Annotated in this window: 10 protein-coding genes and 1 pseudogene; 4 read left to right on the forward strand and 7 right to left on the reverse strand. The window is 69.0% G+C overall.

The features are described 5' to 3' along the window. Window positions 1-12: 12 nt before the first annotated feature. The 3 genes and pseudogenes from ACZ5MJ_RS25570 to ACZ5MJ_RS25580 all read right to left on the reverse strand — a co-directional run. Window positions 13-1,740, reverse strand: a complete 1,728-nt coding sequence (locus ACZ5MJ_RS25570) for a putative 2-aminoethylphosphonate ABC transporter permease subunit (protein ID WP_464226485.1) — start codon at window positions 1,738-1,740, stop codon at window positions 13-15. After that, the gene (locus ACZ5MJ_RS25575; protein WP_432261585.1) at window positions 1,737-2,840 is read right to left on the reverse strand and encodes a putative 2-aminoethylphosphonate ABC transporter ATP-binding protein; all 1,104 of its coding nucleotides are present in this window, start codon (window positions 2,838-2,840) and stop codon (window positions 1,737-1,739) included. The genes ACZ5MJ_RS25570 and ACZ5MJ_RS25575 overlap by 4 nt, the downstream gene beginning before the upstream one ends. A 163-nt stretch (window positions 2,841-3,003) precedes the next feature. Then, window positions 3,004-5,286 (reverse strand): annotated as a pseudogene (locus ACZ5MJ_RS25580) (putative bifunctional diguanylate cyclase/phosphodiesterase); the annotation flags it as partial. Window positions 5,287-5,556: 270 nt separating this feature from the next. On the opposite strand from ACZ5MJ_RS25580, the gene ACZ5MJ_RS25585 reads away from it, so the two are divergent. Next, window positions 5,557-7,548: a sensor domain-containing diguanylate cyclase gene (locus tag ACZ5MJ_RS25585; RefSeq protein WP_464226486.1), complete on the forward strand. Its 1,992-nt coding sequence runs from the start codon at window positions 5,557-5,559 to the stop codon at window positions 7,546-7,548. 18 nt (window positions 7,549-7,566) lie between these two features. Here ACZ5MJ_RS25585 and ACZ5MJ_RS25590 read toward each other — a convergent pair whose 3' ends face one another. Next, window positions 7,567-7,941, reverse strand: coding sequence for a hypothetical protein (locus ACZ5MJ_RS25590; RefSeq protein WP_432261584.1), 375 nt, complete (start codon window positions 7,939-7,941; stop codon window positions 7,567-7,569). Between the two features lie 369 nt (window positions 7,942-8,310). Here ACZ5MJ_RS25590 and ACZ5MJ_RS25595 point away from each other — a divergent pair, with 369 nt between their 5' ends. Then, a complete protein-coding gene (locus tag ACZ5MJ_RS25595) occupies window positions 8,311-8,661 on the forward strand; it encodes a four-helix bundle copper-binding protein (protein WP_464226487.1) in 351 nt (116 codons plus the stop codon). Between the two features lie 23 nt (window positions 8,662-8,684). Here ACZ5MJ_RS25595 and ACZ5MJ_RS25600 read toward each other — a convergent pair whose 3' ends face one another. Next, window positions 8,685-9,572 carry a LysR family transcriptional regulator gene (locus ACZ5MJ_RS25600; protein ID WP_464226488.1) on the reverse strand — a complete coding sequence of 296 codons (888 nt, stop codon included), beginning with the start codon at window positions 9,570-9,572 and terminating at the stop codon, window positions 8,685-8,687. 385 nt (window positions 9,573-9,957) lie between these two features. On the opposite strand from ACZ5MJ_RS25600, the gene fumC reads away from it, so the two are divergent. Continuing rightward, window positions 9,958-11,364, forward strand: a complete 1,407-nt coding sequence (gene fumC, locus ACZ5MJ_RS25605; protein ID WP_464226489.1) for a class II fumarate hydratase — start codon at window positions 9,958-9,960, stop codon at window positions 11,362-11,364. A gap of 77 nt (window positions 11,365-11,441) precedes the next feature. On the opposite strand, the gene ACZ5MJ_RS25610 is transcribed toward fumC, so the two are convergent. Continuing rightward, complete coding sequence (locus ACZ5MJ_RS25610) at window positions 11,442-12,212, reverse strand: ferredoxin--NADP reductase (RefSeq protein WP_464226490.1); 771 nt, start codon at window positions 12,210-12,212, stop codon at window positions 11,442-11,444. A 203-nt stretch (window positions 12,213-12,415) separates the two neighbouring features. Continuing rightward, window positions 12,416-12,841: a hypothetical protein gene (locus ACZ5MJ_RS25615; RefSeq protein ID WP_464226491.1), complete on the reverse strand. Its 426-nt coding sequence runs from the start codon at window positions 12,839-12,841 to the stop codon at window positions 12,416-12,418. A 364-nt stretch (window positions 12,842-13,205) separates the two neighbouring features. On the opposite strand from ACZ5MJ_RS25615, the gene ACZ5MJ_RS25620 reads away from it, so the two are divergent. After that, window positions 13,206-14,519 (forward strand): MFS family transporter, encoded by a 1,314-nt coding sequence (locus ACZ5MJ_RS25620; RefSeq protein WP_464226492.1) that lies wholly within the window; start codon window positions 13,206-13,208, stop codon window positions 14,517-14,519. Window positions 14,520-14,586 lie beyond the last annotated feature (67 nt).

The raw sequence follows: 14,586 nt of genomic DNA on the forward strand, positions 1-14,586 counted from the left end.
AGTGGAACAAGGTCAGCCAGTGCGCCAGCGCTGCGCGCGGCGCAGCCAGCCGGCCGAGACCGCGTGCAGCAGCAAGGCGGCCAGCACCGAGGTCAGCAGGATCAGCGTCGACATCGCGGCAGCGGGCGCGGTGTCGCCGGCATCGTCCATGTTCAGCACCGAGATCGCGGCCAGCACGGTGTCGGGGCTGTACAGGAAGATCACCGCCGAGACCGTGGTCATCGACGACACGAAGAGGTAGCGGAAGATATCGAGCAGCGCCGGCAGGCACACCGGCACTGTCACGCGCCAGCACGTCACCAGCGGCGCCACCCCCAGCGACAGCGCGGCGGCCTCGAACTCGGTGTCGAGCTGGCGCAGCGCCGCGGCCGCGGTCAGGTGGCCGGTGGTGTAACAGTGCGCCACGTTGCACAGCACCAGCAGCGCCATGGTCCCGTACAGCGCATGCAGCGGATTGCCGGGCGCGTTGAAGAAGAACACGTAGCCCAGGCCCAGCACCAGCCCCGGCACGGCCATCGGCAACAGGAAGCCCGCGCGCAGCACGCCGTGCAGCCAGGCCGGGCCGCGCGTGCGCAACGTCAGCCAGGCGCCCAGGAAGATCGCCGCCGTGCCCGCCAGCGCGGTCAGCACCGACAGCTTCAGGCTGTTGCGGTAGGCCAGCCAGCCGCCGCCGTCCATGTTGTCGAAGTCGTAGTGCGCCAGCGTCAGGCCCAGGTTGTACGGCCACAGCTTGACCAGCGATGCGCCCACCGCGGTGGCGATCACCGCCAGCAGCGCGGCGCTGACCAGCAGCACCAGCAGCAGGCACGCACTGTCCCGGCCTCGCTCCGGCGCCGGCACATACACCTGCGCGCGGCTGCCCATCTGCGTGCGCTGGCGCCGCTGCAGTGCCATGTCCACGGCAAAGGTCAGCAGTGCGGGCGCCAGCAGCAGCATGCCGATCAGCGCACCGCGGTCGAACTGCTGCTGCCCGACTACCGCCTTGTATGCCTCCAGCGCCAGCACCGGATAGCCGCCGCCCACCACCTTGGGTACGCCGAAGTCGGTGACCACCAGCGTCAGCACCAGGCACGCGGCGGCAAACAACCCCTGGCGCGCGCCCGGCAGCGTGACCGTGCGGAAGGTGCGCCACGGGCTGGCGCCCATCGCGCGCGCCGCTTCATAAAGGCGCGCGTCGGCCAGCGACAGCGTCGCCACCAGCACCATCAGCGCATGCGGGAAGGTGTAGAAGGCCTCGCCCAGCACGATGCCCCAGAAGCCATAGATGCCGCTCTGCCCGAAGGCGCCGCGGAAGATGCCCTGGTTGCCGAACAGGTAGACCAGCGCGATCGCCGGCAGCAGCGACGGCGCGAACAGCGGCAGCAGCGCAATGCCGCGCCAGAGCGGCCGCAGCGCGATGCAGGAACGCTGCAGCGCATAGGCAAAGCCGAATGCCAGCGGCACCACCAGCGCCACCACCGCCAGCGACACCGCCAGGCTGCGGCCAAGCATCGGCAGGAAGTTGGGGCTGGCCACCAGTGCCGCCATGCGCGCGCCCAGCGCCCACTGGCCCGCGGCATCGAACCAGGCCTGGCGGAACAGCGCCAGCAACGGCAGCAGCAAGCCCACCGCCAGCGCCGCCAGCCAGATCCACTTCATCGCGGCGGGCGCACCGTGCGCAAGCCGGGAGGCCAGGCCGGTGCCGCGCAGCGATGCGGCTTGCGTATCCTCGGGCAGGACGACAGTGGCCGCGCGCGTCATGCAAACACCCGCAGCGCTTGCGCCGGCAGCGCAATCCAGAACTTGTGGCCGCCCGCATCGGGCAGCCGGTGCCGCGCCTCGCGCGCCACGTCGGCAAACAGGGTCAGCCCCGGCAGGCGATCGGCCTCCAGCGCCAGCCGGTAGCGATTGCCCAGGTAGGTCTGGTCGACCACGCGCGCCAGCAGCCGGTTGGGCTCGGCGGGGTCCGGGTCCAGCCGCACGGCTTCCGGGCGGCAGCACAGCCGGCCGGCGGATGCCGCCGGCTGCGCCGGGCCAACCAGGAAATCGACGGCCTGGCTGCCCTCGCCAACGGTGAAGCGTCCGGCCTGCGCGCTGCGCCCCGGCAGCCAGTTGGCCTGCCCGACAAAACCGGCGACAAAGGCCGAAGCCGGCTGCTCATAGATCTCTGCGGGGGTGCCGGCCTGCACGATGCGCCCGCCATCCATCACGGCGATGCGGTCGGCCATGGTCATGGCCTCTTCCTGGTCGTGGGTGACCATCACCGTGGTGATGTTCAGGCGGCGCTGCAACTGGCGCAGTTCCAGCCGCAGGTGTTCGCGCACGCGGGCGTCGAGTGCCGACATCGGCTCATCGAGCAGCAGCAGCGAAGGCGCCGGCGCCAGCGCGCGGGCCATCGCCACGCGCTGCTGCTGGCCACCGGAGAGCTGGCCCGGGAACTTGCGCTCGCTGCCGGACAGGCCGACCAGGTCGAGCATCTCGGCCACGCGCGCGTCGCGGTGCGTGCGGCCCATGCCGCGCCCGTGCAAACCATAAGCCACGTTCTGCGCCACGGTCAGGTTGGGAAACAGCGCGTAGGACTGGAACAGGATGCCGTAGTCGCGCGCCTGCGGCGGGAGGCCGGTCAGCTCACGCGCACCGGCGTGGATACGGCCGGCGTCCTCGCGCTCAAGCCCCGCGATGATGCGCAGCAATGTGGTCTTGCCGCACCCTGAGGGACCCAGCAGGCACAACAGCTCGCCCTGCCCGACCGACAGCGACACGCCGTCCAGCGCCACGAAGCCGCCAGCGCCGCCAAAGCGCTTGCTGACCTGCTCCACCGCCAGGAATGCCCTGTCTTCCCCGGACTTGCCTGCCTGCATCACCGAATCTCCGCAATCTCAATCGAATCGGTCGCCAGCATAGGCAACGCAGATGCCAGCCGTGTGGCAGATCGGCAAAGTATTTCGATGGAGGTATCGGGGGATTTGGGATCGGACGCCGGCGCGGGCATGCCGGAAAGTTATGGATCGTGCGCTTGGGCGACTAGGACGCGTGCTGCCCGGACACGCCGGCAGAGACCGGCACCGGCATGTCCAACCCTTGCGCCAGCAGCGCCCGCAACGCCTGCTGCGACACCGCCTGGCTGAACAGGAACCCCTGCAGCCCGTCGCACCCCTGCGAGCGCAGGAATTCAAACTGCGCCGCCGTTTCCACCCCTTCCGCGATCACCTTGAGGTGCAGCTGGTGGCCCAGGGCGATGATCGCCGCCGCCACCGCCTGGTCGTGGCCAGGCGTGGCCACGTCGTCGACAAAGGACTTGTCGATCTTGAGCCGGTTGATCGGCAGCCGGGTCAGGTAGTTGAGCCCGGAGTAGCCGGTGCCGAAGTCGTCGATCGACAGCCCTACGCCAAGCTCGCGCAGGCGGCGGAAGGTCTCGATGGTGGTCTCGCCGCCATCGACCAGGATGCCCTCGGTGACCTCGATCACCAATCCCTGCGGCGGCAGGCCGGCCTGCTGCAGGCAGCGCGCCACGGTGTCGGGGAAGTTGGCCTGGCGCAGCTGCAGCGGCGAGACATTGACCGCCACCTCGATCTCGCGGCCCAGCTCCTGCCGCAGGGCCTGGATCTCGCGGCAGGCGGTGGCCAGGGTCCATTCGCCCAGCAGCGCGACCAGGCCGCTCTGCTCGGCGATGGGGATGAATTCGGCCGGATGCATGACGCCGCGTTCCGGGGTTTCCCAGGTGATCAGTGCCTCGACGCCGGGGATGGTCAGCGTGGCGGACTCGACGATCGGCTGGTAGCGCAGCCGGAACTCGTTGCCGGCCAGCGCGCGCCGGAGCAGCCCTTCAATGGTGAAGCGCGCCAGCGAGGCCTCGGCCATTTCGCTGGCAAAGCGGCTCAGCTGCGCGCGTCCGCCCTGCTTGGCCGCATAGACGGCCGAGTCGGCGGACTTGAGCAGTTCGGTCAGCGTCTCGCCGTCGTCGGGGAAGATCGCCATGCCGATCGACGGCGTCACGCGCAGGCGCTGGCCGCCGGCCTGCAGTTCTTCGTTGACGCGCGCCTGGATCTTGGCGGCGATCAGCTCGGCTTCGCTGTCATGGCGCAGACCGCCCAGCACCACGCCGAATTCATCGCCGCCCATGCGCGCCACCAGGTCACCCTGGCGCACCGTGCCCTTGATGCGGTCGGCCATGGTGCGCAGCACGTCGTCGCCCACCGGGTGGCCGAGCGAATCGTTGATGTGCTTGAAGTGGTCCAGGTCGAGCAGCAGCAAAGCCATGCGCTCGCCGTGGCTGCGCGCGTGCAGCAGCAGGGCCTGGGCGCGTTCGCTCAGTTCGGCGCGGTTGGGCAGGCCGGTCAGCGGGTCGTGCCGCGACAGGTGGCGGATGTACTCGTCGACGCGGCGGCGCTCGGTCAGGTCGTAGCCGATGGCCTGGTAGCCGGGCGAGGGCAGGCCCGGCCCGGCATGGTCCGAAGCACCGGCCGGCGGTACCTCGGGGGCGGGACCGGGCAAGGCGAACACCGTCAGCTGCACCGGCATGCGCGAGCCGCCCTTGCGCACCCAGGTCCATTCGCGCTCATCGGTGAGCCCCAGCCGCGCCTTGGCCAGCAGCGCCGGCAGCCCGGACGGCACTCTCGCGCCCAGCTCGGTACTAAGCGCGCGCGCATGCTCGGCCAGTTCCGCGGCAACATGCAGGCCGGTCATGTTCATGTGGCCGGCCAGTTCCGCGCCGGTGTACCAGAGCATGCGCTGGCCGGCGGCGTTGATGCCGGTGATGAGTCCGTTCTCGTCGAAGGTGATGACGCAAAAGGCGGCGTGGTCGAACAGCCCGGCATAGCGCGCGGCCTGCACTGCGGCGGTCGCCTGCGCGCGCCGCTCGGGCTCCAGGTCCGTGATCGCCCACAGCCAGTGCGGCGCGCCGCCTTTGCCGGCGGGCAGGCGAGCGCCGCTGGCGCGCAGCGCAAAGCGGCTGCCATCGGCGCGCACGCCCGCCAGTTCGCGGCGGATCCCGGCCCCTGCCGCGCCGTCGGCGGGAGCTACACCGGCAGCGCCGGGAACCAGGGTGTCCAGGCCACGGCCCGCCAGGCGCTGCGCATCGGTGCCGAACAGGTGCCCGGCCCGCTCGCTCGCGCGCACCACCACGCCCTGCGCATCGGTCACGAGGAAGCCGTCGGCCGACTGCGCCAGGCACGCCTGCAGCATGGCGCTGTCATCTTCCCAGGCCACGGCCTGTGCCTGGCGCTCGCGCACGGCGCGGCCCCGGCGTGCCAGCGCATGGACAAGCCATGCCAGCAACAGCGGCGCCAGCACGCCCGCGGCCAGCAATGACAACAAGGCAGGGGGAAGCGAAGTCAGTCTCATGGTGGATCGGTTCCGGCATGCAGCAGGGGCTTGCCGACTGCGCGGACGTGCCTTCGCATTAACGGGGGACTATACCGTGGCACAGGCAGCGCGCACACCCCAGCCCGAGGGCTGAACCCGTTCGGGTGCAACCCTACCATACCCCGCAACCGTGGGGTATGGTAGGGTTGCACCCAAGACGCCTCCCCCAAGTACGCGACAGTCCGCGCAACCAGCGCCCCAACTGCGCCCCACATGCCCGTCTACACACCCACGCTGAAAGCGCGCATTGCGCTCATCACGACCGTGCTGGCCGCGGTGTTCGGCACCGGCATCGTGCTGATTGCCCTGTACGATGCGCACCGCGACCTGCACGATGCACTGCAGGACCAGCAGGACTCCGTCGTCAAGCTGACCGCCAGCCAGCTCGACACCGCCATGAACGACCGCGTCCAGCTGCTGCAGCACCAGGCCGTGCAGCTCAGCGGTCTGCTGGCGCAGGCGCAAGGCGCGCATGCGGCCACGGTGCGCCTGCGGGCGCTGGATGCGCTGGCCGCCGCGATCCCGGTTCCCGCGGCATTCAACGCGCTGATGGTTGCCGACATGCAGGGCAATATCGTCAGCAGCCAGGGCAAGGATGCCGACGTCGGCGACCGCGGCTACTTCCGCGAGGCGGCCCGCACGCTGGCCCCGGTGGTTTCGCCGCCGATCCGCTCGCGCGCCACCGGCCGGATGGGGGTGCTGGTGGCGGTGCCGGTGTTGTCGCCGCAGCAGACCTTCCAAGGCCTCGTGGGCGGGTGGCTGGACTTGTCCAGCGCCAACTTCCTGGTGGATATCCTGCACAACCGGCTTGGCACCACCGGCTACTACTGCCTGGTGTCGGCGGGCCCCAGGCCGGTCTACATCCGCCATCCCGATCCCGCCCAGGCGCGCCAGCCGGCCCTGGCCGTGGCCGATACCTGCGGCGAGGCTGACAGCCCCGCGCCGCTGGAATTCCTCACGCCGGCGCGGCCGGTGATCGCCCGCTACCTGATGGCGAGCACCGGCTGGGAACTGGTGGCGCTGTTGCCCGCGCGCGAGGCCTACGCACCGCTGCACCAGATGCAGCAGCGCTTCCTGGGCATGGCCGGGGTGGCCATGGCGGCGGTGGCCCTGCTGATCTGGCTGGCGGTGCGGCGCCAGCTGGCGCCGCTGGCGCGCCTGCACAAGGTGGTGCAGGCCAGCGCCAACGACCTGTCCGCATTCGAGCGGCTGCCGACGCGCCAGCAGCGCGACGAGATCGGCGACCTGACGCGCGCCTTCATCAAGCTGATGCGCGACGTGCGCGAGCGCCGCCAAGCCCTGGACCGCAGCGAACGGCGCTTGCGCGCCGTGACCGACACGCTGCCGTCGCTGCTGGCCTTCATCGACACCGATCAACGCTATGTGTTCAACAACCAGTCCTACGAGCGTGTCTTCGGGCTCAAGCCAGAGGCGTTGCGCGGCAGGCATGTGAGCGAAATACTGGGCCAGGCGCGCTATGCGCACGTGCAGCCGTTCCTGCAGCGCGCGCTGGCGGGCACGGCGGTGACCTTCGAAACCGAAGACAGCGACCCCGAATACCATTGCATGGAGACCAGCCTGCGCCCCGAATGGAGCGCCGACGGCAGCGAGGTGGTAGGCGTGCATATCCACGTGCAGGACATCACGCAGCGCAAGCTGGAGACGCTGCGCCTGGCACGCATGTCGCGCACCGACCACCTGACGCAGCTGATGAACCGCGGTGCCTTCGAAGGCCAGCTGCACGCGGCCATGGCGCGCAGCCGCGAGCACGGCAGGCTGATGGCGTTGCTGTACCTGGACATGGACCGCTTCAAGGCGGTCAACGATATCCACGGCCACGCCGCGGGCGACCTGCTGCTGCAGGACTTCGCGCAGCGCGTGCGCAGCTGCGTGCGCGAGACCGATACCGTGGCCAGGCTGGGCGGCGACGAGTTCGCCGTGGTGCTGGAAGACATGGCACAGGCCGCCGCGGCGCGCCGCGTGGCGCAGGCCATCCTGCAGGCGATGGACGCCCCCTTCGATTTCGAAGGTGTGCGCGCCGATGTCGACGTCAGCATCGGCGTGGCGCTGTACAACGGCGGCCCCGCGCAGGACCGCGAACTGATGCGGCTGGCGGACGTGCTGCTATACCGCGCCAAGGGCGCGGGCCGCGGGCGCTACGAGATCGGCCCGCCGGAACTGGCGGGCGAACTCAGCCCCCGGTAAGCCGGCGCCGCCAGGCGCTCAGTGAATGGTGCCGGCGGGCTTGTCCGACGCCGGGCCGCCCGCGCCTTCGGGCTCGAACGGCACGTGGCGGCCATCGCTGGACTGGTAGCCAAGCTGCGCATCGGCGCCCAGCATCTTCTCCCAGGCGATCATGGCCTGGGCGACCGCATCGGGCGCGCCCTTGAACACCACCACGTCATTGCCGCAGTTGGGACACTCGCCGCCGAACACGGCGTCGATGCCGGGCAGGCCCGGTACGTCGAGCGCGTCGAACTGCGCGAAGGCGGTCTTGCAGTGCCCGCAGACCAGCTGGGCCGGGCGCAAGGCCTCGATCTTTGCGCGTGCCTGTGCGGCACGCTCCTCGGGGGTACCCCGCCGTTTTGCCTCGCCCATGATGTGCCTTCCTTCCCCGTGCTGCCGGTGTATGTTTGCATCGGTCCGGCCAGTGCGGCCGGTCCGTGCCTGTTAGATGCGCCATGCGGGCCGGTGGTGCCCGGCCATTGCCGCAGGTGACGGCCGCGTTGCGTGCGCGCCGTCGCCAGTCTGCCGCGCCCAGCCGGCATTGTAACTAGGGTCTGTTCACATATAAAACGTGCGTACGTTTTATATGTGAACAGACCCTTGCGGCGCAGCAAATACCGGGCCGACAGGAAGCAGCGGCGCCTGCTATTGTGGATAACGATGCCTGCGGGTGCGGATGCGCCGCTTCCGGCACCGAGGGCATGCCGGTCCCATCCACCTACCCCCGAAGGAGGACGTTCCATGATCCGACCCACCGTGCAGGAAAACGCCGCCCGCTACGCCGACTGCATTGCCGCCTGCAATGCCGCGGCCGCGGCCGCCCTCAAGTGCGCGGCCGCCTGCCTGGAAGAACAGGACGTGCGCAAGATGGCGCGCTGCATCGCGCTGGACATGGATTGCGCCGGCATCGCCCAGCTCGCCGCGTCCTACATGCTGCGCAACAGCGAGTTCGCGCCGCTGGTCTGCGAGGACTGTGCCGAGGTCTGCAAGTGGTGCAAGGAGGAATGCGAGCGTCATGATGCCGAGCACTGCCAGGAGTGCGCGCGCGCCTGTGCCGTCTGCATGGAGCAGTGCCTGAAGGCGACCGCGTAGGACACGATCGGCGCCCGCCAGGGTCAGGCGCCGGCAGGCCCGTGCTGCGCTTGCGGCGGGTCTGCCAGCGCGACGAAGGCATCGATCAGCCTCGCCCCGCGGCGTTCGCGCAGGCAGTACAGGTATTCGTGCAGGCACGGCGAGGCATCGGTGAAGCCCAGCACGCGCAGGTCAGGATGGCTCGGCACCTCGTGCCGGGCGATCACCGAAACACCCAGGTTGCGGATCACCGCCTCGCGGATCGACTCCCGGCTGCCGATCTCCATCTGCGCGGCAGGGCTCACGCGCGCCTGCGCCAGCATGTCTTCGGTGGCGATGCGCGTGGTCGAGCCCAGTTCGCGCATCAGCAGCCGGCAGCCTGCCAGCGCGCTGACCGGCACCTCGGTGAGGCCGGCCAGCGCATGGGTGCGATGCACCACCAGCATCAGCGGGTCCACACCCAGCAGCACGCGCGACAGGCGCGCGTCGTCCACGCGCTGCGACGAGGTGGCGATATCGACGCGGTATTCCTGCAGCGCTTCCAGCACTTCCTGCGAGTTGCCGGTCACCACGCTGACATCGATGGCCGGGAAGCGGTCGCTGAAGCGCCGGATCAGTTCCAGCACGTAGTACGGCGCGGTGGCCCCCACGCGCAGGCTGCCGGTGCGCAGGTCGCCCGAGTGGCGCAGGAAGAAGTCGATCTCGGTTTCCTGCTGCACCAGCGCCTCCACCCGCGGCAGCAGCGCCAGCCCCGCGTCCGACAGCGCCAGCCGGCGCCCGCCGCGGTGGAACAGCTCGACCCCATACGCTTCCTCCAGCGCACGGATCTGCGCGGTGATGGTGGGCTGCGACAGGCCCAGGCGCCTGGCGGCCTGGGTAACGCTGCCGATGCGGGCCACCATGAAGAAGGACTTGAGCTGGGCGATAAGCATGCTAGGGCCTGTTCACATATAAAACGTGCGCGCGCAAGGGGGATACGCGGCGCAGGGCTAGGCGCCAGTCGCGCCGCTTGGTCATTCCAAGCAAGCGGCTGGCAACGACGCCATGCGCCGCGTATCCCCCTTGCCCTGCGGGTTGGCCCGAGCCGGGGCCATCTACTTTGTCGGGCGCCTTGCAAAGGGAATGACCCTTTGCAAGGCGCCCTTCGCGTAGCTGACCCCGGCTCGGGCCAACGCGCGTACGTTTTATATGTGAACAGGCCCTAAGGCTGGGCAAGGTGGCAGGCGGCCGGGCGCCTGTCACGGTGAAGCGGTATTCTAATGGACTGCACCAAGCCACCCGGTCCAACCGTCCGCTGCCTTGCATAGGAGTCCGCCCATGTCTGACCCGTCCACCTCCGCCACCCGCATCGAGAAAGACAGCCTGGGCGACGTGCCTGTGCCCGCCGATCACCTGTGGGGCGCGCAGACCGAGCGCTCGCGCCAGAACTTCCGCATCGGCACCGAGAAGATGCCGCCGGCGCTGATCGAGGCCTTTGCCATCCTGAAGCTGTGCGCCGCGCGCGCCAACGGCGAACTCGGCGTGCTCAAGTCCGAACTGGCGCAGGCAATCGAACAGGCCGCCACCGAAGTCATCGAAAGCCGCTGGCCCGACGAGTTCCCGCTGTCGGTCTGGCAGACCGGCTCCGGCACGCAGACCAATATGAACCTGAACGAGGTCATCGCGAACCGCGCCATCCAGCTGCTGGGCGGCAAGGTCGGCAGCAAGACGCCGGTGCACCCCAACGACCACGTCAACGCCAGCCAGTCCTCCAACGACAGCTTTCCCACCGCGATGCATATTGCCGCCACGCGCGCGATCCGGCAGGAACTGCTGCCGGCGCTGGAGCAGCTGCAGCAGACCTTTGCGCGCAAGGTGGAGGCCTTTGCCGATATCGTCAAGGTGGGCCGCACGCACCTGCAGGATGCGGTGCCGCTGACGCTGGGCCAGGAGTTCTCCGGCTACATGACGCAGGTGGCCGATGCCCAGTCGCGGCTGCAGCAGGCCATGCTGCGCGCGATGCCGGTAGCGCAGGGGGGCACCGCGGTGGGTACCGGCCTGAACGCGCCGCACGGCTTCGCCGCGGCCTTCGCGCGGGCGCTGGCCGACTACACCGGCCTGCCGTTCGAGCCCGCGCCCAACCGCTATGCGCTGCAGGCCTCGCACGACGCGCTGGTCGACCTGTCCGGCGCGCTCAACACCACGGCCTCTTCGTTCCTGAAGATCGCGCGCGACTTCATGCTGCTGGGCTCGGGCCCGCGCGCGGGCTTTGCCGAGCTGGTGCTGCCGGCCAACGAGCCGGGCTCGTCGATCATGCCGGGCAAGGTCAACCCGACCCAGGCCGAGGCGCTGGCGATGGTGTGCTGCCGTGTGATCGGCAACCACACCACGGTGACGCTGGCCAACGGACTGGGCACGCTGGAGCTGAACGCCTACAAGCCGGTGATCATCTACAGCCTGCTGCAGTCAGTGAGCCTGCTGGCGGGCGCGGCGTCGAGCTTTGCCGAGCATATGGTCGAAGGCGTCGAGGCCGACCGCGAGCGCATCGCCGAGTTGCTGGAGCGTTCGCTGATGCCGGTGACCGCGCTCAATCCGCATATCGGCTATGACAAGGCCGCGGAGATCGCCAAGCTGGCGGTCAAGCGCAACCTGTCGCTGCGCGAGGCGGCGATCGCGTCCGGGCATGTCACCGAGGCGCAGTTCGCCGAATGGATCGACCTGAAGGGGATGACGCGGGAGGTGTAGCGGGAGGTGCAGCAGGGACGCGCCCCGGCACAGAAGCGATCCGCGCCGGGGGCAAGCCGGCCTTAGCCGGCGAAGATTCAGCCGACGAAAGCCTTTTCCAGCACGAAATGGCCGGGGTGGCTCATATTGCCTTCGGTGAAGCCACGCGCCTCCAGGATGCCGCGGACGTCCCTGAGCATGTCCGGGCTGCCGCACAGCATGATGCGGTCGTTCTCGGTCGAGAACGGCGCCACGCCCAGGCGCTCGAACAGCTCGCCGGAGGCGATCAGGTCGGTGATGCGGCCCTGGTTGTCGAATTCCTCGCGCGTCACGGTCGGGAAGTACACCAGTTTCTCGCGCACCAGTTCGCCCAGGTGCTCGTGCTGCGGCAGGTGCTCCTGGATCAGTTCGCGGTAGGCCAGCTCTTCCACGAAGCGGCAGGTGTGGGTCAGCACGACCCGGTCGTAGCGCTCGTAGACATCCGGGTCGCGGATGATCGACAGGAACGGCGCCAGGCCGGTGCCGGTGGCCAGCAGCCACAGGGTCTTGCCGGGCAGCAGGTTGTCCACCAGCAGCGTGCCGGTCGGCTTCTTGCCCACATAGATCTGGTCGCCCTCGCGCAAGTGCTGCAGGCGCGAGGTCAGCGGGCCGTCGGGGACCTTGATGCTGAAAAATTCCAGCGTTTCTTCGTAGTTGGCGCTGGCAATGCTGTAGGCACGCAGCAGCGGGCGACCGTTCACCTCCAGCCCGACCATGGCGAACTGGCCATTTTCAAAGCGGAAACCGGGGTCGCGCGTGCAGGTAAAGCTGAAAAGGGTGTCAGTCCAGTGATGGACCGAAAGAATGGATTGCTGGTTCAGGTTGCTCATGGCGAAATGCGGCTACAGCGGCGAAATACAGCACCAAAGACGGCTGGAAAGGAAGGATCTTAACGCATGCCCGGGGGCGGCGCAGGCGGAGCCTGCAATGCCAGCGCGGGATTTCGGCGACGGGGGCGCCAGTGCGGCGCATGCGGCACGCCGGGGTATTGCGGGGGTGCGGAAAGTTCCGCCTGCGTCATTTGCCTTCCGGGTCAGCCCCCCGGCGTGGGCCCTGACAGTTCGCAGCGCTGGCGCGCCAGCGCCTCGCGCGAGTAGCCGTGGCGCACGCGCAGCTGGTGCTCCACCGCGTCTGCCTGGTCCAGGCAGGCGAAGACTAGGTCGTCCTTCACGCGCTGCGACACGCCCTTCAGGCGCGGCGCTTCGTACGCCACCTGGCGCGCACGGCAGCGCAGGAACAGCAGGGTTTCCTGCGAGGCGGTGATCAGCTGGTCATGCTCGATCCGCTTGCATTCGACCAGGTCCTGGGCGAGGACGCTGGCGCCGTAAAAGAGCAATGGCAGGCACAGCCATCGGCACAACGAGCGGTGCATGGCAAACGGGGGCACAGTGGGCCGGTTGAAGGTCTGGCTCGCATCATTGCCCAGACCCGCGCACAGTGCAAGCCACGGTGCGCGCAATATCCTGTTGCGATTCGGCGCCAGGCGGTCCCAAGCGGGATTCAGTGTCCAGCCAGACGAACAATCGCCCGCAAACCCTGATGGCAGCGTCGCGGCGAGCCCCCTATGCTGCACCGCAGCAGACGGAATGGTGGGCAGGCCGCCCGGATCCGGCTACGCTTGGGCGGCATATGCGCCGCAGTGCGCGCCAGTTCACGCCCCAGACCCTATGGGCTCCCCGCCCGGCCTTCCCCGTGTTCCTCCCTGCCGCCCCGCCATGCCGGCGGTCCTGCGGCCGCCGTATTTCCGGCCTATGCTGCCAGCACTGCGAAGCACGACCTGACCCGCGGTTGCCACGCGCCACCCTGACTGCCAAGACAAAAACATGACCGATCTCACCGCCACCCAAGCCCAGACGGCGCCCCCGAGCCCCGAAGAAGTGCGCAAGCGCATCTTCGCCATCGTGGCCGCCTCGTCAGGCAACCTGGTCGAATGGTTCGACTTCTACGTCTACGCCTTCTGCGCGATCTATTTCGCGCCGTCGTTTTTCCCCAAGGCCGATCCCACCGCGCAGTTGCTGAACACCGCCGGCGTGTTTGCCGCCGGCTTCCTGATGCGCCCCATCGGCGGCTGGCTGTTCGGCACCATCGCCGACCGCCACGGCCGCAAGAACTCGATGCTGATCTCGGTGGTCATGATGTGCGCGGGCTCGCTGCTGATCGCCTGCCTGCCCACCTATGCCAGCATCGGCAACTGGGCGCCGGCGCTGCTGCTGCTGGCGCGCCTGATCCAGGGCCTGTCGGTGGGCGGCGAATACGGCACCACCGCCACCTATATGAGCGAGGTGGCGCTGCGCGGGCGGCGCGGCTTCTTCTCGTCGTTCCAGTACGTGACGCTGATCGGCGGCCAGTTGCTGGCGGTGCTGGTGGTGGTGGTCCTGCAGCAACTGCTGGACGAAAGCGAACTGAAGGCCTGGGGCTGGCGCATCCCGTTCGTGGTCGGTGCCATCACCGCGGTGGTGGCCCTGTTCCTGCGCCGCACGCTGCACGAGACCTCGTCGGCCGCCACCCGCGGCAGCAAGGAAGCCGGCAGCGTGGCCGAGCTGTTCCGCCACCACAAAGCCGCCTTCTTCACGGTGCTGGGCTATACCGCGGGCGGCTCGCTGATCTTCTACACCTTCACCACGTATATGCAGAAGTACCTGGTCAACACCGCCGGCATGTCGATCAAGACCGCCAGCTATGTGATGACCGGCTGCCTGTTCCTGTACATGTGCATGCAGCCGCTGTTCGGCGCCCTGTCCGACCGCATCGGCCGGCGCAACAACATGCTGCTGTTCGGCGCGCTGGGCGCGCTCTTCACGGTGCCGATCCTGACCGCGCTGGGCACGGTCGGCAGCCCTGAGCTGGCCTTCGTGCTGATCGCCGTGGCGCTGGCCATCGTCAGCTTCTACACCTCGATCAGTGGCATCGTGAAGGCCGAAATGTTCCCGCCCGAGGTGCGCGCACTGGGCGTGGGCCTGGCCTATGCCATCGCCAATGCGATCTTCGGCGGCTCGGCCGAATACGTGGCGCTGGGCATGAAGACGCTGGGCCACGAGACCGCGTTCTACTGGTACGTGACCGCGATGATGGTGATTGCCTTCCTCGTCAGCCTGCGCCTGCCGCGCCAGGCCAGGTACCTGCATCACGAGCACTGATACGCAGCCGCGGTGCAAGGCCGCGGGACGCCTGCGCGAGCATGGCAATATACGGGGGCCGTAACCG

The organism is Cupriavidus sp. LA-1 (assembly GCF_055385985.1).